This is a genomic window from uncultured Tateyamaria sp. (genome assembly GCF_947503705.1).
Lineage (GTDB): Bacteria > Pseudomonadota > Alphaproteobacteria > Rhodobacterales > Rhodobacteraceae > Tateyamaria.
The window spans coordinates 300,614-316,920 of record NZ_CANNES010000001.1 but is presented as its reverse complement, the minus strand read 5'-3'; the positions used below and the strand labels follow the sequence as shown (position 1 = coordinate 316,920).

Below are 16,307 nucleotides of genomic sequence, written 5' to 3'. Positions count from 1 at the left end.
GAAATGAGGCGCATACGCGCCACGCGATATTTTGCATCTGCCTCCGGCAGCTGCGGTTTTGTGCCTCCGGCGGGGATATTTTTGGCCAAAAGAAGTGTCAGGGTTTGCCGAGGTTCTTCAGCGCCGCGTCGAGGTGTTGAGAGTCTTGGAATTTTAGCCGCACGGGCAGTGTGATGACCTTGGAGCGGTAAGCGGGCGGCAGCCGTGCTGCGTCTTTCTCTGTCGTCACCAATTGTGCGCCTTTGCTGCGCGCCTCGGTTTCCAGCCGGTTGAGCAGAGCGGGGGAAAGCGGTTGGTGATCGGCCAGCCCTTCGGTTCTGAGCACTTTGGCCCCCAAACTGCGCAAAGTGGCAAAGAACTTTTCCGGCCGCCCGATACCTGCAAAGGCGATCATGGGCGTGTCGGTCCAATCCATCCCGGTCTGGAGCGGCTCCAGGCTGGCGCGGATGCGGGGCAATGCGTCGGGCAAAGCTGTTGCGTCGAACGTTGCCTGCGCCGCGTCGTCCCCGATGGACAGGAGAAGGTCGGCCCGTTTCAGTCCCACATGCGCAGGTTCGCGCAAAGGGCCGGCAGGAAGGCAAAGGCCGTTGCCGAAGCCGGTTTCGGCGTCCACCACCACAATTGACAGATCATAAGCCAGGCTCGGGTTCTGCAGGCCGTCATCCAGTACGATGACGGTCGCCCCGGCCGCAATGGCCGCCTTGGCCCCGGCCGCACGATCACGGGCGATCCAGGTTCGGGCAAACGCGCTGAGCAAAAGGGGTTCGTCGCCTGTCTGGGACGCCTTGTGGCGGCGCGGGTCCACTTCGGTCACCTCTGTCAGCGACCCGCCATGGCCACGGCTGACAATGTGGGGGTCGTGGAAGAGGTCGCGCAGCTGTTCCGTCACGGCCATCACGGTCGGCGTTTTACCCGTGCCGCCCGCGTTGATGTTGCCGACGCAGATCACAGGCACGGGCATTTTTTCGCGTGGCCCTTTGGCCAGCCTGCGTGCCGTAGCACGCGCGTAAAGAGCGCCGAGCGGTGACAAGAGCATCGCAAGCGGCCCTTTGGGCGCGCTCCAGAATTCGGGCGCGCGCATCAGGCGTTCCCGTCCTGGACGGCGTTCAGGCGGTCCTGGACCTGGGTGATAATGCTGTCGAGACTGTCGGCGCCCTGGGTCACGACATCCCAGCCGGCCATTGCCATCTGGGCCGCTTGATCGGGGGCGATCATCTGCATCACGGCCCGGCCCAGCGTGTCGGCATCATTCACGATACGGGCGGCGCCAGCGTTCATCAGGCCAGAATAGGCATCCACATTCGCGCCAACGTGAGGGCCATAGATCAGGGCGGTGCCATGGGCTGCGGCAAGATAGGGGTCGCAACTGGTGTGGCCGGGCCGAACCGAGCCGCCAAGAAAGGACACAGGTGCAACCCGCAGCCAAAGGCCCAGATCCTCGGCGGTGTCGGCGATCAGCACTTGGGTGTTGTCATCCGGCAGTGTCCCCCCGCTCCAACATGTGGTGCGCAGTCCGGAGGCGTTGGCGATGTCGATCATATCGAGGGCATCGCCAGTCTGAGCCGGATGCAGGATCAACAAAAGGCGGTGCGAGGCCATAAGTGCCTGGCGGTGGGCCTTGAGGATTGTTTGCGCCTCGTCGGCGGCCACGTGCATGGCCAACCAAACCGGGCGGCCGCCGAGGGCCTGTGTCACATCTTTCAGATCATTGTCACTGGCGGGCAGCATTCGGCCAAAGGGGCGCAACGGGTCAGTTAGGTTGATCTTTTCCAGAGCGCCGCCCAGTTGGGCCAGCCGCAAATGCGCAGGCTTGGACCGGGCGCTGATCGTGTGAAACTTAGACACGAGGCTACGGGGCACTTCTGGCAGCCACCTGTCACGGCGGCTATCAAAGCCGTCTCGCGCGGCATCAATGAGCATCATATAAGCCCCGCTATCGGCCGCAGACAGGATCAGGTTGGGCCGTAGACCACCCCAGGCCCAGATCACCACATCGGGCTTCCAGTGGGCGATGAAGGCGTCAGTCACATCGGGATGCTCTCCAGGTAGATCCTGGGCGATTACAGCGTCGGAGCCGCGCGTATTAAAACCGTCATGGGCGGCAGTCAGCAACACATGACAGCCGTGGCGCATGCTGACCAGGCGGTGGGCCAGATCGTTAAGGGCGCGGTTGTTGCCCTCTTCGGCGGCATGGATCCAGATCAGTTCGCCTGTTGGTCGCGGCCGGGGTGGAACGAATTCTGCCCCCCCGCGCCGCCGCGCCAATGTGCGATAGGCCGATAGGCCGAGGGATCCGCGCATCAGGGGCCTTAGCCCAATTCTTCGGTCGAGGCGGTTTCGGTTTCTTCGTCCCGCAGCCGGTGCAGATGGGCGATGAAATAGCGCATATGCGCGTTGTCGACTGTGCGCTGTGCTTCGGATTTCCAAGCGTTATAGGCCGTTTCATAATTGGGAAAGATGCCAACGATGTGCAGGTCATCCACGTCTTTGAACACGTTTTTCGACGGGTCCACCAATTCGCCGCCAAAAACGAGGTGCAGGCGTTGGGTCATGGGGTCATCCTTTGGATCATGGGTTTTTCTGTTGAGGGCAGTTTGCGCATCTGCGCTGGGGGGTCAAGCTGTGCCAAGTCGCCCGACAAGGTCCGCATGCAGCGCACCGGAGCCCGCCACAACCCCGTTCAGCGTGGGGTGCGGATTGTTGAAGCGCAGCGCCGTGCCGGTCCGGTCTGTGATCTGACCGCCCGCCTCTGACACGATCAAGGCACCTGCCGCGATGTCCCATTCCCAACTGGGGCGCAGCGTCAGCATCCCGTCAAAGCGCCCTTCACCCACCAGCGACAAGCGGTAGGCCAGCGAGGGGCGGTAATGGCGGTCGACGGGGGGCACGCCGCCCGGCCAATGCCGTTCGTCCAGATTGGGGCGGGCAGCGAGGACTTTGGCCCGGTCCGGTGTCTTGGCTACGGACAGAGGGGAACCATTGAGCGTCGCGCCCAAGCCAAGCCCCGCGCCGTACATCTTATCCCGCCGGGGCAGGTAAATGGCCGCCGCCGTCACCAGACCCTTGTGCGCCACAGCGATCGAGATGGCCCATGTGCGCCCCCCTTCGACAAAACTGCGCGTGCCGTCGATGGGATCGACGATAAAGACGGTGTCTTGGGACAGCCGTTCTGTCGTGTCCTCGGTTTCTTCGGATAGCCATCCGTAGTTGGGCCGCGCAGAGCGCAAGTTCGAGAGCAGCAGGTCGTTGACGGCCAAGTCAGCTTCGGTCACGGGCCCTGCGTCGTCTGGCTTGTCCCAACGCGCAGCCGTCGGCCCGACAAAGCTGGTGGCCACCCGTCCAGCCATGCGGGCGGCGTCAATCAGCAGGGGGAGATCAGTTGCCGGCAAGGGTCATTCCCGGGACCAAAAGCGATGGGACCACGCGTGACAAGTGCGTGCGTGCATCATTCGCGGGAACAATCCGGCGCAGAATTTCCGGCAGCGACCCCGCGATCGTGCATTCGTTCACCGGATAGGTCAGCTCGCCATTTTCAACCCAGATGCCAGCAGCCCCGCGCGAATAGTCGCCTGTATTCGGATTGATGGTCGAGCCAATCATGGAGGTCACCAACAGCCCCGTGCCCATGTCGCGGATCAGGTCCGCCTGACTGGCGGTGCCTTGGTCCAGCGCCACGTTCCAGTTGCTGGGGCTGGGCGGGCCCGAGGTGCCGCGTGCGGCATTCCCGGTCGAAGCCATGCCCAATTTGCGCCCGCTGGCCAGATCCAAAGTCCAGCCGGTGAGCACGCCGTTTTCCACGATATTTCGCCGCTCGGTTGCCAGGCCTTCACCATCGAAAGGGCGACTGCCGCCGGTGCGGGGGCGGTGCGGGTCTTCGACCAGGTTCAGGCCGTCAGGCAAAACGGCCTCTCCCAACAGGTCTCGCAACCACGATGCCCCGCGCGCCACCGCGCTGCCATTGGCCGCCGCCAACAGGTGGCCGATCAGCGTGGAAGACACGCGTTCGTCAAAGATGACAGGGTATTGCCCGGTGGGCGGCTTGCGCGCGCCAACACGGGCCACGGCCCGCTCACCAGCCTCGCGACCAAGCTCGGCGGCGGGGCGCAGATCGCTTTGGAAAATGCGGCTGTCGCCGCTGTAGTCCCGTTCCATTCCCGTTCCAGTGCCGGAGATGGCGACGCAACTGATGGCGCGGTCGGTTCGGGTGTAGCCGCCGGAAAAACCGGTACTGGTGGCGAGCCAGACCTGGCGGCTGCCATATGCGCCGGTGGACTGCTGAACCTGGGATACGCCATTTACGCCTTGGGCTGCTGCTTCGGCCGCCATGGCATCGTCTTGCAAGGTTTCGGCAGAAGGCTCGGGTGTCGGGTCATAGAGCTCCAGCGCGTCGATATCCCAATCGGTGATCAACTGGTCAGGATCGGCCAGGCCTGCATGGGGATCATCGGGGGCCTCACGGGCCATGGCCACGGCGCGGGTGGCCATTTCCTCGACTGTACGGTCAGACGTGTCCGAAGACGACACATTGGCCTGTTTTTGACCCACAAAGACTCGCAGGCCCAGGTCAATCCCTTCGGACCGTTCGGCATGTTCCAATGCGCCCGCCCGCACGTCCACAGAGACCGAAGTGCCCTGAACGGCCATGGCGTCAGAGGCGTCTGCGCCTGCGTTTCGCGCGGCGGCGATCAGGCGTTGCGTCAATGTGGAAAGGTCGGAAGGTGTCATGCGCTGCTCCGCTGTGTTGGGTGTGAGGTAGCGGGGCAGGCGGGGCTGTGCAAGGGCAGGTGCGGTCAGACCTGCCCCGTGCCGCCTCAGCGGATGCGCTGACCGTTGGCCAGAACGTGGCCCTCTGGGTTCACTTCGATGCGCGAGGTCAGCGTGTCGGGCCCATCACCCGGTACGGCAAAGAGGCCCATCATCATCCGCGCGCCCATGGCCTGCTCGGCGGGGACAAAGCCCATGTTGACCAGCGTATCGAGCAAGGTGTTGCCCCCTGTCAGCATCAGATCAACAGCGCCCTGGGGGCGTGGGAAGCCACCGAACGTCACCAGATCATCATTATCAAAGGTAAAGGCACCCGCACCGGTCAGACGGGCGCCGCCGGCCTCAAGCTCAAGCGTGTTCAGAGCCAGTGTATCCAAAGTGCCGGGCGCGGTGCCCGCCTGTGCCATCACTTCGGCCTGGGCCGGGTCAAGGTAATCAAACAGCACCTTGCCCGTGCCCGTCAGATCCAAAAGCAGGTTGGCGGGGCTGCGGGGCAATTGGCCTGCGGGATCAAAAATACCCCAAAGCGTGTCCGAGACGGTCAAACCCTGCATCGCTACACCCATCGCAAAACCTTGTGCGTCATTGGATTTCTGCACCGGCATCTGCACATTTGTGGCCACTTCCGCCGCGGCAAATGAGACAGGTATGGGGAAGGCGGTGAACAACATGTTGGCGTTCACGCCGCGCTGCGACAGCGCATAGCTGAGCCCGGCAGGCGACAGGGCCGTCGTGATCTCGGCCCCTTCGGATGTGGCGTTGATCGTGCCGCTGCCGTCTGTGCGGCTGTTGAAGGTGACGTCATAGCTGCCGCCTTGCGTGGTGAAGGTGCCGCCGAAGTTGAAACCGGCATTCAGGAGTGCATTCACATCCGTCGGATCCATGTTTGGGGGCAGATCAACGCCGCCATCAAAGGCCACGTCGCGGATTGTCCCGTTCAGGTCCATGCTGTCGCTGCTGGCTGGATCAGCGAAATCAAAGCTGTAGGTAACGGCACCGATTTTGGCGGTTTGTGTCAGAGTCTTCAGGTCTTCGGTTTTGGACGTCAGCACATAGAACGTGTCTTGCAGTGTGACCGACGCGCTGGCGATGTCGGGGCCAAGACCCACCCCATCGACACTCAGATCGCGCATCACCAGATCAGTGGCCGCAGTGGTATAATTGTAGGTCAGGTCGTCCGGATCGCCGCTGGCCGTCATCACCGGATCGGTCACTTTGGCGTCGATGGCAAAGGACACCGCCTCGCCGCTGTTGGGCGCCATAGCTACGTCAATTGTCGTATCGGTTGGTAGTTCGATTGTGACGCTGCCGTCCGCATTTTCGACAAAGCGGATTGCCGGAAAGACCACGGTGAGAGCACCTTGGCCGTTTGCGTCGCTCAGGTCCATTGTCAGGGACATATCCGAAACCGAAACCCCGTTTGAACTTGCAGCTTCGACGGCGCTTAGCGTGTAACCGCCGCTGGTCATCATCGCTTTCCAGTCTGACCAGACTTCGGCGGCGCTGACGTCGGCAAGGGCGGCAGAGGCGGGCATGCACAAAGCCAGCGCGGCGCAGGGGGCCGTGAATGTGAAACGGGGCATCAGAGAATCCTTTTGTCGAATATCGGCACATGGTCCGGCAGGGCGCACGGGCCGTCAAGGTCGTAGGCTGGACCTATGAAGCCTGCCCGCGTACCACAAGATCAGACTGACAACCAATTTAGAGACAAATGGGGGCAGTGCAGATGCACGATATGACTGGGAAAACTGTTCTGATCACCGGAGCAAGCCGTGGGATCGGCGCCGATACGGCACGCGTTTTTGCGACCGCCGGGGCGAATGTGGCGCTGGTTGCGCGGGGGGCGGACGCGATCATAGAGTTGGCTGCAGAGATCGGGACTCAGGCCATCGCCTTGCCCTGTGACGTCAGCCGGTATGAGGACGTCGCCGGGGCCGTGGAAAAAACGGCAGAGCATTTTGGCGGGCTGGACGTCTTGATCGGCAATGCTGGGGTCGTTGAGCCGATTTCACATCTTGCGACCGCTGACCCGGACGCATGGGGGCACGTCATCGATATCAACCTCAAGGGCGTGTTCTACGGAATGCGGGCGGCTTTGCCGGTGATGCAGGCCGCAGGTGGCGGGACAATCCTGACGATCAGTTCTGGCGCGGCCCATGGCCCGGTCGAGGCGTGGTCGCACTATTGCGCATCCAAGGCCGCTGCGGCGATGCTGACCCGGTGTGTCGACAAGGAAAATGCTGGCGATGGTATCCGTGCCATGGGCTTGAGCCCGGGAACCGTGGCCACCCAAATGCAGCGTGAAATTAAGGCGAGTGGCATCAATCCGGTCAGCCAGTTGGATTGGTCTGACCACATTCCTGCCGAGTGGCCTGCCCGCGCGCTGTTGTGGATGTGCTCACCCGAAGCCGATCCTTGGATTGGCCAGGAGATTTCGTTGCGCGATCAGGATATTCGTGACCGGGTGGGCTTGAAATGATCGAGGTGGATGACGCGGGCCCGATCTGGACCATCACGCTCAACCGCCCGAGCAAGGCGAATGCGTTGACCGCGCAAATGTTATCCGATTTGGCGGACGTGGCCGAAAGGGCCGCATCCGCGCGGGCTGTGATTTTGACCGGTGTTGGGAAAGTGTTCAGTGCAGGGGCGGATTTGGACGCGGCCAAGGCCGGCTTGGCCACATCGCCGGATTGGGAGCGTTTGTCGGGTGCCATTGCCGCCTTGCCCGGGTTGACAGTCGCTGCGCTGAACGGGACGTTGGCCGGTGGTGCGACTGGCATGGCGCTGGCGTGCGACATTCGCATTGCCGTGCCACGCGCCTCGTTTTTCTATCCGGTCATGAAGCTGGGGTATTTGCCGCAACCCAGCGACCCACTTCGCATGGCGGCGCTGATCGGCCCTGCGCGGACCAAGATGGTTTTCGCGGCGGGGCAAAAGCTTGGGGCGCAAACTGCTTTGGCTTACGGGCTGATTGATGAAATCGTCGAGGACGAAGACGTCATGGTCCGCGCGCTGGCGCTGTGCGCCGATGTCGCGGCCGCAGATCCTGTTCATGCTCAGAAAATCAAAGCGATGTGCGCAAACATGCAGTGACGATTATGCAGCCTGTCGTTGAAATTGGAATCGTGCTAGCGTCCGATTGCTATGGCTCGCGATCACGATATCAAACGTATACCGCGGCGCAAAATGCCCGCGATTTCAACGCCGTTGACCCGCGAGGAACGGGTGCACGGGTTGGCCGCTTTTGCATTGCAAGTTGCGGTATCGCGGCTGCGGAACAGCAATGACGAGAAATCCGCTAGAAAGCGCCCCTTCGCTGGAGAGACGTAGCAAGTGATCGGCGTTTTCTTGCCGTTCTTGGCTGATGCGTGGCGCTCAGTTTGCCGGGCTTTGCCCCGCGGTACTAGTGGTCGTGCGCAGCAGGTCTCTTATCGTGGCACGGGCGGCCGCACTTTCGGAAATGGCTTCGCTTGTACGAGACAGCATGCCTTGCAGCTCAGTATTCTCCGACAGTTCCGTTTGCGCCACACGCGCGATCTGACCAAAGACTGGCGCGTCCTCGCGCACCAGAGCGGTCCAAGAATTTGCCAACCACGCGGAATGCGCGCTGGCATCCTGCTCTCCCAGGTCTTCTAGAATTGTATGGGCGGCTTCGTACGCACCCGCCTGCCTTTTCGCGCGCGCGCGCAGCATGTCTGCCTCGGGCGTGTCGATGCCGTAAGCCAAGGCTTCGGCTTCAAATGGGCGTCCAAGCTCAAGGGCAATTTGCCCTCTGAGGATTTTGATTGCAGCTGTGTTTGGAATGTCTTCCCGCGCGCCCAGGACGGTTTCGGCCTCGCGGGCAAATCCCAGATCAACGAGGCGGCGCGCGATTTTAACTTTGGCCCTGGGTTTGACCGACCCAAGCGAATACGTCATCTGTTCAAACACATGGTCGAGAAATTCAATGTCCTCTCCATTTTGAGTCAGTAATGTCAGGATCGACGATTTCAAAGTGAGGTCCATGGACGCGGCATCGCGCTCCCGCACTCGGTCCAACGCATCGAATGCGGCGTCAAATTGACCGGATTTCCCCAGGGCCAGAACATGTGCGCGGCGCAATTCCGCTCCGATCGGCTCGTCTCGCATTTGAAGTGCATAGCCTTCGACAAGCGTTGCCACGCTTTGGTCGATCTCCGCATCTGCGTCCAAATGCGAGTCGATGAACTGGATCAGAGCGGCAGCCGACTGTTCAACGTTAGAAGAGACGACCTTTGCCAGTCGCTCCTGTCCTTCTGCCACCTTGCCTTGTGCCAGGTCCAGATTCGCGCGCGCCAGGTTTGCATTGGGTGACATCGGCTCTGCTGTGCGTTCCACGCTGCGCAAGGCCGCCGCTGCCGCATCAGGATCGCCGTAGTCAAGCAAACGGCGGCTCAACTCGGGGGCAATGAAGCGACGGAGGTGCATCGGCAATGCGGTGACGGTGCGCAAGGCCGCTTTGATGTTGATCTGTTTTGCCGTGTCGATCGACGGCTCGGCCAGGATTGCCCAAAGCGCCACGGCCGTGTCGCATTCGGTAAAATTCGGAAGGTACCGGGCATTGTTCGCAGAGCCGTATTCCATGATCTCGGCGATTTCGATGAGCGCGGGGTTGTCGCGCGCCAGTTGTGCGTCCATCGACAGGATTTGCCGCGCCTCTGCGCCAAAACCGAAGTACAAATAAGCCCTCGCCAACTTGACTGCGGCGTCAGTGTTCAACCTGTCAAATTCAGAAAACAACAGATTTCGATAGCCGGAAATCTGGGATGAAAATGGCTGGTCTGATCCCCAATCATTGACATTCATCGTCTTTGGGTCGGCGCAACTGATACCGAGGCTTGTCGCAACAGAAGACCCTCGTTCATTTATTGCGATGTCAGCGCTGCTGGTTATGCGCAAATTGCTCCCCTCCATCGGCGTGACCGTGTCGGCTGGCATCACCTGTTGAGCGGAGGAGTCAAATATGCGCGTATCGATTTGGGGCCTGCCCTGGGTCAGCGGTAAGTCGATCGTTCGCGTTTTCGGAGACAATAGCCCGCGAGACGCCGCAATGCTGAACTCGGATGTGATTTGTGCGCGGGCCTGTTGAAGACGCCCGTTGTCCGCCAAAGCCGTTTGATCAAGTTGGCGGGCCGCGTTTGCGATATTACTGTTCGCGGCATAGGCGACGCCCGTTCGTTGCGTGCGGGCGTCTCGCGGAAGGGCGATTGGATTCGCTTCCGCAATCCCCGACAAAGGCCGGGAGGGGTCTGACGGAGTTTCGATTTGCTCGTCCTTTTGTACGGCCGCCGATGCTTCAGATACGTCCAGAACAATCATCCGTGCCCCTTGCTCGAAGGCTGTCACCCTACACTCGCATGCAAATTGGATATCGATAGAGCTTGTGGAGGCCGTGACATCAGCGACGCGGCTGCGATCAATGCGATCGAAAACATTACTGATGTCAAAGCCATCAGCATGTCCAGCCACGGTTACGCGTGCGAGTCCGTCTTTGTTTTCCACAGCCCAATCCGTACCTGGCGGCACATCCAGTACCAAACGGGAAAAGCCTTCGTGGGCGCCTGATCTCACGCCGATCGGGGCCGCTGCACTCTGGACTGCCAGCACGCTGAGGAATGCGCCCATGATCAAACCGTATTTCAAAATCATGCGGCGTGTTGCTTCGCGGATTTCAACGCATCCTCCAACTCGGAGAAGCTTGGCCGGAAATGTGAAGGTGTATTTTGACGCCCGACTTCGATGCAGATGTTGGTCGCATGGTTGTGCAAGTTTGCGACCAGAACTTCGCGGATCAATTGATAGAAATGGCCGTCTTCTTCAACAACCGCTTTCACCTTGGCCGCGAACGGGCCGACAAGCCCATAGGCGAGAAACACGCCCAAGAAAGTCCCCACAAGAGCGCCGCCAATCAATTTCCCAAGAATTTCAGGTGGTTGATCGATTGAAGCCATCGTTTTGATCACGCCCAAGACTGCGGCAACAATGCCCAAAGCTGGCAGGCCATCCGCCACCGTCTGCAAGGCATGGCTTGAATGCATTGCGTGGTGCATGTTGGCGTCAATGCGCTTTTCAAGCACTTCTTCGACCTGGTGGGGATCGTCATAATTCATTGATGCCGATCGCATCGTATCGCAGATCAAAGCCGTCGCTTCTTTGTCGGCAATAATTTTTGGGTAGCGTCCGAAGATATTTGAGTTTTCAGGGTCTTCTATGTGTTCCTCGATTGCCACCGGGTTCTGTCGGGCGAGCCGGATCAATTCGAACAACAGGCAGAGCAAATCCTTGTAGTCTTCGTTTTGCCACTTTGGTCCCTTAAAGACTTTGCCAAGATCTTTGATTGTGTGCTTCACTTCGGCGATGGAGTTGCTGATGAGAAAGGCGCCTACCGCTGCGCCGATGATCATCGTCATCTCGAATGGCAAAGACTTGAGGATGATGCCCATTTTGCCGCCGGCGGCAAGATAGCCGCCAAATACCATGACAAAGATGGTAATGATCCCGATAATGCCGACCATGAGAAGCCTCTTTGACTGCGTTGCGTTGCGCGCATCTTTTCAGAATGCGGTTAACAAAGCCTCTCACTCCTTCAGCTTTTTGGCGCATTTGCATTGCGGCCCGCCATAATGACAGAGATCGAATAGGCCGCTTGAGGATTGAGGCCAGACATCACTTTGGCCGCTGCATCCGGGCGCATGCGTGCGATAAATCCAGCTGCAAACTCCGGTTCCATGGCTTCGAAAAGGGCCGCTGCATCCTTGGGTTTCATGTTCTCATATACAGTCGTAAGGCGCGCCAGGTCGTTTTCAGAGGCGGATTGCGCAACTGCGAGCGTTGATTCGAGGCGGTTTTCGGCGGCCTCCAATGCATCCAGACGACGCTCAATCTCGATCTGTGCGACGTCCAATGCTTTGGCACGAATGTCGAGGTCGGTTTCGCGTTCAACAACCGATGCTTCGCGTGCCCTCAAAGCTTCCAATAGCGATGCCATTTCTGTGCGGCTGCGGTCAGAAACGTTTGGTTTTGCGGGTTCTGCAGCCACTGGCAAAGCAAATCCGTCCGCCGTCCCTATTTCGGCCAAGGCGCTTTCCGCACTCGTCAGTATCCGAAGCATCGCGGAGACCACGAACAAACTTGCGATCAAAAGGACGGAACCTCGAACAACGACAGTTTTCGATTTACGGGGCATTAGCGTCCCCCCGCCGCACGGCGTGTAAACATCGGCTCTGACGGGTATTGTGGTTCGGCGGTTGGCTGCGCTTGCGGCTTGGGCGTTGCAACCTCGGGAATGTCGTGCATGGATGCCATCTGCAGCTCAAGCCGCTTGGCCATTTCTTCGGCGCGATAAGTCATGTCGCTGAGCGTTTCAGCAGATGCAGCAGCGGTTTGCTGGGCGGCGGTCAGCGTTTTCCGCAAGTCTTCAACCTGGGCCGACAAAACAGCGACAGCACCACCCACGCCCTGCTCCAGACTGTTGAATTTCTTGAGCCTGCGTCCCAGAATAAAGCAGTAAAAACCGGCACCTATGGCCCCGGCCGCTAGAAGAATATCAGCAATCAGTTCCATATCTCACCTTTAGTTGAGGACGAATTCCATAATGAGCAGGTCATTGACCCGTCCGGGCCCGGCCACGATTTGAACGCGGCGCAACATTTGAGCGCGTAATCGGGTCAGTGCGGCCGCACTTTCGATATCGCGAATCTCAAGCGCCCTGAGGTACCCATTCAAGACATCCACGACGCGCGGCATCAGCAATTCAAGGTCTGGCGCATGCTGCGAGGGCACTTCCAACTGGGCGCGAAACCTCAAGTGTCTGTTATCTGATGCCGGGCTGAGCGACACGACCATAGGCTCGACCGGAACGAAGGCCACATCTGGCAACGCACCCGGTTCCACTTTCGCATCGGCAGCCTCAACATATGATTCGGGTTGCAAAATGAGACCGGAATAAGCGGCGTAGAATCCTCCACCGGCGCCCAACAAAGCCGCTACAATTCCAAGTAATAAAGGCAACTTGGATGGTTTTTTGGCTATTTCGGCGGGATCCGCCACAGCATCCGACATCTAAAACCCGTTCATTGGTGTCAAAAGCTGTTTTGGCACAGATCAACTAACCGATTGTTAAGGCTCATCCGTCATTGCTGTTGCCACGACCGGGCAGAATGCGCGGTGAGACGGAGGCAATTGTGCAGCAATTACTAAATGTCTGGATGAGCTTGGATATCCGGCGGCAGATCACGGTCGTGGTGGCAACCGTTGTTATGTTTCTGGCTGTTCTTGCGATGTCACGCATCGCGAGCGCACCTTCGATGACTTTGCTTTATGCAGGGCTTGAAAATGGTGCTGCGGGTGATGTCGTCCGTTCGCTAGAACAACGCGGTGTTCCGTTTGAAGTACGCGGAGGATCCATTTTCGTGGAATCGTCGAACCGCGATCAGCTGCGGATGACACTGGCCAGTGAGGGGCTGCCCGCAAATAGCAGTCGAGGATACGAGCTTTTGGACACGCTGTCTGGGTTCGGCACTACATCTCAGATGTTCGACGCCGCCTATTGGCGCGCAAAGGAAGGCGAGCTGGCGCGGACAATTGTTTCAAGTTCGCACGTCTCGATGGCGCGGGTTCATATTGCATCGACCGGGTCGAACCCATTTCAGCGTAGCGTGACGCCGACCGCCTCTGTATCCGTCACGCCAAATGGTGCCGGACTGACTGCGTCGCAGGCAAAGGCCATCCGTTTCTTGGTTGCATCTGCGGTAGCTGGTTTGTCGGCGGATGATGTCGCCGTGATTGACGCAAATGGCACGTTGATCGGATCCACAGATGAGGTCGCACCAGCAACCGGAGCCGACGACAAGGCTCAAATGCTGCGCGAACGGGTCGAACGTTTGCTTGCGGCGCGGGTCGGGCACGGCAATTCCGTGGTTGAGGTCAGTGTTGATACGGTGACTGAGACCGAAGAAATCAGAGAACGCCGCTTTGATCCTGAAAGTCGTGTGGCGATCAGTACCGATACCGAAGAACGCACGAGCAATTCGAATGAGGCAGGCGGGGGGGACGTGACTGTCGCATCAAACCTGCCGGACGGGGACGGGGCGGAAGGCGATACAGCCTCTTCTCAGAACAGCGAGACGCGCGAACGTATCAATTATGAGGTTTCGGAAACGGAACGCGCCATTGTGCGTGCGGCAGGAGCGATCAAGCGGGTGACGGTCGCGGTTTTGGTGAACGAGACTGTCGAGAGAGCCGCAGACGGAACAGAGACTTTTGTGCCACGCGCGGAGGCTGAGATTGGTGCATTGCGCGAACTGGTTGCCTCTGCCGTCGGCTTTGACGAAGAGCGTGGCGATATAATCACGATCAAATCCATGGGATTACAGTCTGTTGTGCCCATGGGGACGGAAGCGTCTACATCGCTGCTTAACCAGTTTGAAATTGATATGATGTCCGCGATCCAAATGATCGTTCTGGCGGTTGTTGCGCTTGTGCTGGGATTGTTTGTTGTACGCCCGTTGCTGTCACAAAACCAAACCATCGAACCGATGCCCGCTGCCTTGCCGCCCGTTGCCCCGCCCGAGGCCGAATCTTTGCCGACGATCGATAGCGATTTAGGTGACGATCTGCCGGAGTTCGAAGACATCCAGATCAATTCGGACCTTCCTGATTTGCCGGCCCTGAGCTTTGCGAGCGCGGATTCTATGGGCGATCGTGTTTCTGCGGATCCGGTTGACCGATTGCGTTCCATGATTGGCGACCGGCAAGAGGAAACTGTCGAAATTCTGCGAAGCTGGCTTGAAGAAAACGAGGAGCGCGCATGATGACTGCAACGCATCTGTTTGAAGACTTTGGGGATGTGCCCAAAAAGCCAAAGACTGTGACAGCCCTGGGGATCGAAGAAGTCGAGGATCAAAAACTGCAGGCCTTCGAGAACGGATACCAAGCCGGTTGGGAGGATGCGGTAAAAGCGCAGACGAGTACAGGCGGCCATGTCTCAGCCGCTCTCGCCGCCAACCTGCAAGATGCGTCTTTCGAATATCACGAAGTGCGCAAGTCTCTGACGGATGTCGTCCAATCGATCATGGAAGAGGTGGTTGCAACTATTTTGCCGCAAATCGCGCAGGAAAGCCTTGGCGCTCATATCCGGGAACAGGTGTTGATGATCTGCAAAGATGCGCTTGAGCGAAGCATTGAGATCGTCGTTTCCCCTGAGAACAAAGAGGCCGTGCACGCGTTGCTGGCGGAAGATCTGGACAGGCCGTTTGCGCTGATGGCTGATCCGCTTCTGGCTCCGACACAGGCAATATTGCGACTTGGGACTGATGAGCGGGAAATGGACTTACATCGCGTTGTAGACGGAATAGGTATTTCGATCTCCGATTTCTTTGCCATTGAAAACAAGGAGGCGCCTCATGGCTGACCTGCCCGACACTCAAACGCTTGCTTCTGACACGCACAATCCGTTCACTGCTGTTCCGATAGAAATCACCGTATCTGTGGGCCGTGCGCGACCGCTGGTGCGCGACCTTGTGATGTTGGGTGAGAATGCGGTGCTGACCCTGGACAAGAGAGTTGATGACCCGGTCGATCTGTTTGTCGGTGATAAATTGATCGCGCGCGGCATCCTCGAAGAAGCAGAAGGCACCGAGGACGGTCAACTTGTCGTCCGTTTGATTGAGATACTGGACACAGGTTCCAGTGCCTAGATTATTTCGATGGTTGGTCGTGGTCTGGCTGGTCACCCTTCCAATGGGGGCCTTGGCACAAGATATTGCCATATCGTTTGGTGATGACGGATCATTGAGCGCAAGAACGTTCCAACTTATTGCCCTGATCACAGTGCTGAGCCTGGCACCGGGCCTGGCGATCATGGTCACCTGTTTCCCCTTCATCGTGACCGTCCTGTCGATTCTGCGCCAGGCGATCGGGTTGCAACAGTCTCCGCCCAATATGTTGATTGTCAGTCTTGCACTGTTCCTCACCTATTTCGTCATGGAGCCGGTATTCACTCAGGCTTGGACACAGGGTCTGCAACCTTTGTTCAACGAAGAGATCGACGCCGAAACCTCTTTTGCGCGGACGCTGGCACCGTTCAGAGACTTTATGGCCGCGCGGTTGGATGCTGATACATTTGCTGCCATGGCCGATCTAAGGCCAGACACTCAAGGTAGTGTGCTGTCACCCGACGCGCCTTTGTCCGTTTTGGTACCCAGTTTTTTGCTGTCAGAGATATCGCGCGCGTTTCAGATTGGTTTTCTGGTCTTTTTACCATTCCTGATCATCGACCTCGTCGCGGCCGCAGTGCTGATGAGTATGGGGATGATGATGGTGCCACCAGCGATCGTGTCACTGCCCTTCAAACTGGCATTCTTCGTTATTGCCGACGGTTGGAGTTTGATCGCGGGCAGCTTGGTTCGCAGCTATTTCTGAGTATAATCGCGCCACGGCGTTTGTCTCTGTGGGCGAATGATTGGACGAGCGGTGAAAAAGATGCTTTTCAGCCGCTGCATCAGAGAGTTGCGACACGCACAACA

Annotated in this window: 17 protein-coding genes; 6 read left to right on the top strand and 11 right to left on the bottom strand. The window is 58.9% G+C overall.

Annotated features, from left to right (window positions below):
* Window positions 1-97 precede the first annotated feature (97 nt).
* The 6 genes from lpxK to Q1A44_RS01520 form a co-directional block, all read right to left on the bottom strand.
* The gene (lpxK, locus tag Q1A44_RS01545) at window positions 98-1,081 is read right to left on the bottom strand and encodes a tetraacyldisaccharide 4'-kinase (RefSeq protein WP_299618551.1); all 984 of its coding nucleotides are present in this window, start codon (window positions 1,079-1,081) and stop codon (window positions 98-100) included.
* A complete protein-coding gene (locus Q1A44_RS01540) occupies window positions 1,081-2,301 on the bottom strand; it encodes a glycosyltransferase N-terminal domain-containing protein (RefSeq protein WP_299618548.1) in 1,221 nt (406 codons plus the stop codon). Before Q1A44_RS01540 ends, lpxK begins: the two co-directional genes overlap by 1 nt.
* An 8-nt stretch (window positions 2,302-2,309) precedes the next feature.
* Window positions 2,310-2,552 carry a DUF4170 domain-containing protein gene (locus tag Q1A44_RS01535; RefSeq protein WP_299618545.1) on the bottom strand — a complete coding sequence of 81 codons (243 nt, stop codon included), beginning with the start codon at window positions 2,550-2,552 and terminating at the stop codon, window positions 2,310-2,312.
* 63 nt (window positions 2,553-2,615) lie between these two features.
* Window positions 2,616-3,389, bottom strand: a complete 774-nt coding sequence (locus Q1A44_RS01530) for a 3'(2'),5'-bisphosphate nucleotidase CysQ (protein ID WP_299618542.1) — start codon at window positions 3,387-3,389, stop codon at window positions 2,616-2,618.
* Window positions 3,376-4,725 carry a TldD/PmbA family protein gene (locus tag Q1A44_RS01525; RefSeq protein WP_299618539.1) on the bottom strand — a complete coding sequence of 450 codons (1,350 nt, stop codon included), beginning with the start codon at window positions 4,723-4,725 and terminating at the stop codon, window positions 3,376-3,378. The genes Q1A44_RS01530 and Q1A44_RS01525 overlap by 14 nt, the downstream gene beginning before the upstream one ends.
* Window positions 4,726-4,811: 86 nt before the next feature.
* Window positions 4,812-6,347: a DUF2125 domain-containing protein gene (locus Q1A44_RS01520; protein ID WP_299618536.1), complete on the bottom strand. Its 1,536-nt coding sequence runs from the start codon at window positions 6,345-6,347 to the stop codon at window positions 4,812-4,814.
* Window positions 6,348-6,490: 143 nt separating this feature from the next.
* On the opposite strand from Q1A44_RS01520, the gene Q1A44_RS01515 reads away from it, so the two are divergent.
* A complete protein-coding gene (locus tag Q1A44_RS01515) occupies window positions 6,491-7,243 on the top strand; it encodes an SDR family oxidoreductase (protein ID WP_299618533.1) in 753 nt (250 codons plus the stop codon).
* Window positions 7,240-7,857 carry an enoyl-CoA hydratase/isomerase family protein gene (locus Q1A44_RS01510; RefSeq protein WP_299618530.1) on the top strand — a complete coding sequence of 206 codons (618 nt, stop codon included), beginning with the start codon at window positions 7,240-7,242 and terminating at the stop codon, window positions 7,855-7,857. Before Q1A44_RS01515 ends, Q1A44_RS01510 begins: the two co-directional genes overlap by 4 nt.
* 282 nt (window positions 7,858-8,139) lie before the next feature.
* Here Q1A44_RS01510 and Q1A44_RS01505 read toward each other — a convergent pair whose 3' ends face one another.
* The 5 genes from Q1A44_RS01505 to Q1A44_RS01485 form a co-directional block, all read right to left on the bottom strand.
* Window positions 8,140-9,477 (bottom strand): hypothetical protein, encoded by a 1,338-nt coding sequence (locus Q1A44_RS01505; protein WP_299618527.1) that lies wholly within the window; start codon window positions 9,475-9,477, stop codon window positions 8,140-8,142.
* 950 nt (window positions 9,478-10,427) lie between these two features.
* Window positions 10,428-11,297, bottom strand: coding sequence for a flagellar motor stator protein MotA (motA, locus tag Q1A44_RS01500; protein ID WP_299618524.1), 870 nt, complete (start codon window positions 11,295-11,297; stop codon window positions 10,428-10,430).
* 71 nt (window positions 11,298-11,368) lie between these two features.
* A complete protein-coding gene (locus Q1A44_RS01495) occupies window positions 11,369-11,770 on the bottom strand; it encodes a hypothetical protein (protein ID WP_299618521.1) in 402 nt (133 codons plus the stop codon).
* Window positions 11,771-11,967: 197 nt separating this feature from the next.
* Complete coding sequence (locus Q1A44_RS01490; protein WP_299618517.1) at window positions 11,968-12,345, bottom strand: hypothetical protein; 378 nt, start codon at window positions 12,343-12,345, stop codon at window positions 11,968-11,970.
* Window positions 12,346-12,354: 9 nt separating this feature from the next.
* Window positions 12,355-12,843 (bottom strand): flagellar basal body-associated FliL family protein, encoded by a 489-nt coding sequence (locus Q1A44_RS01485; protein WP_299618514.1) that lies wholly within the window; start codon window positions 12,841-12,843, stop codon window positions 12,355-12,357.
* Between the two features lie 98 nt (window positions 12,844-12,941).
* On the opposite strand from Q1A44_RS01485, the gene fliF reads away from it, so the two are divergent.
* The 4 genes from fliF to fliP are packed head-to-tail and all read left to right on the top strand — an operon-like array spanning window position 12,942 to window position 16,203.
* On the top strand, window positions 12,942-14,594 hold the full coding sequence (gene fliF / locus Q1A44_RS01480; protein WP_299618511.1) for a flagellar basal-body MS-ring/collar protein FliF: 1,653 nt from the start codon (window positions 12,942-12,944) through the stop codon (window positions 14,592-14,594).
* Complete coding sequence (locus Q1A44_RS01475; RefSeq protein ID WP_299618508.1) at window positions 14,591-15,193, top strand: hypothetical protein; 603 nt, start codon at window positions 14,591-14,593, stop codon at window positions 15,191-15,193. The genes fliF and Q1A44_RS01475 overlap by 4 nt, the downstream gene beginning before the upstream one ends.
* On the top strand, window positions 15,186-15,479 hold the full coding sequence (locus tag Q1A44_RS01470) for a FliM/FliN family flagellar motor C-terminal domain-containing protein (protein ID WP_299618505.1): 294 nt from the start codon (window positions 15,186-15,188) through the stop codon (window positions 15,477-15,479). The genes Q1A44_RS01475 and Q1A44_RS01470 overlap by 8 nt, the downstream gene beginning before the upstream one ends.
* 43 nt (window positions 15,480-15,522) lie before the next feature.
* On the top strand, window positions 15,523-16,203 hold the full coding sequence (gene fliP, locus Q1A44_RS01465) for a flagellar type III secretion system pore protein FliP (protein WP_299621309.1): 681 nt from the start codon (window positions 15,523-15,525) through the stop codon (window positions 16,201-16,203).
* Window positions 16,204-16,307: the final 104 nt, after the last annotated feature.

Excerpts from the sequence above, each read along its gene's own strand:
- lpxK (WP_299618551.1), bottom strand. The coding sequence starts at position 1,081 with ATGCGCGCGCCCGAATTCTGGAGCGCGCCCAAAGGGCCGCTTGCGATG.
- Q1A44_RS01540 (WP_299618548.1), bottom strand. The coding sequence starts at position 2,301 with ATGCGCGGATCCCTCGGCCTATCGGCCTATCGCACATTGGCGCGGCGG.
- Q1A44_RS01535 (WP_299618545.1), bottom strand. The coding sequence starts at position 2,552 with ATGACCCAACGCCTGCACCTCGTTTTTGGCGGCGAATTGGTGGACCCG.
- Q1A44_RS01525 (WP_299618539.1), bottom strand. The coding sequence starts at position 4,725 with ATGACACCTTCCGACCTTTCCACATTGACGCAACGCCTGATCGCCGCC.
- Q1A44_RS01520 (WP_299618536.1), bottom strand. The coding sequence starts at position 6,347 with ATGCCCCGTTTCACATTCACGGCCCCCTGCGCCGCGCTGGCTTTGTGC.
- Q1A44_RS01515 (WP_299618533.1), top strand. The coding sequence starts at position 6,491 with ATGCACGATATGACTGGGAAAACTGTTCTGATCACCGGAGCAAGCCGT.
- Q1A44_RS01510 (WP_299618530.1), top strand. The coding sequence starts at position 7,240 with ATGATCGAGGTGGATGACGCGGGCCCGATCTGGACCATCACGCTCAAC.
- motA (WP_299618524.1), bottom strand. The coding sequence starts at position 11,297 with ATGGTCGGCATTATCGGGATCATTACCATCTTTGTCATGGTATTTGGC.
- Q1A44_RS01495 (WP_299618521.1), bottom strand. The coding sequence starts at position 11,770 with ATGGCATCGCTATTGGAAGCTTTGAGGGCACGCGAAGCATCGGTTGTT.
- Q1A44_RS01490 (WP_299618517.1), bottom strand. The coding sequence starts at position 12,345 with ATGGAACTGATTGCTGATATTCTTCTAGCGGCCGGGGCCATAGGTGCC.
- Q1A44_RS01485 (WP_299618514.1), bottom strand. The coding sequence starts at position 12,843 with ATGTCGGATGCTGTGGCGGATCCCGCCGAAATAGCCAAAAAACCATCC.
- fliF (WP_299618511.1), top strand. The coding sequence starts at position 12,942 with ATGCGCGGTGAGACGGAGGCAATTGTGCAGCAATTACTAAATGTCTGG.
- Q1A44_RS01475 (WP_299618508.1), top strand. The coding sequence starts at position 14,591 with ATGATGACTGCAACGCATCTGTTTGAAGACTTTGGGGATGTGCCCAAA.
- Q1A44_RS01470 (WP_299618505.1), top strand. The coding sequence starts at position 15,186 with ATGGCTGACCTGCCCGACACTCAAACGCTTGCTTCTGACACGCACAAT.
- fliP (WP_299621309.1), top strand. The coding sequence starts at position 15,523 with ATGGGGGCCTTGGCACAAGATATTGCCATATCGTTTGGTGATGACGGA.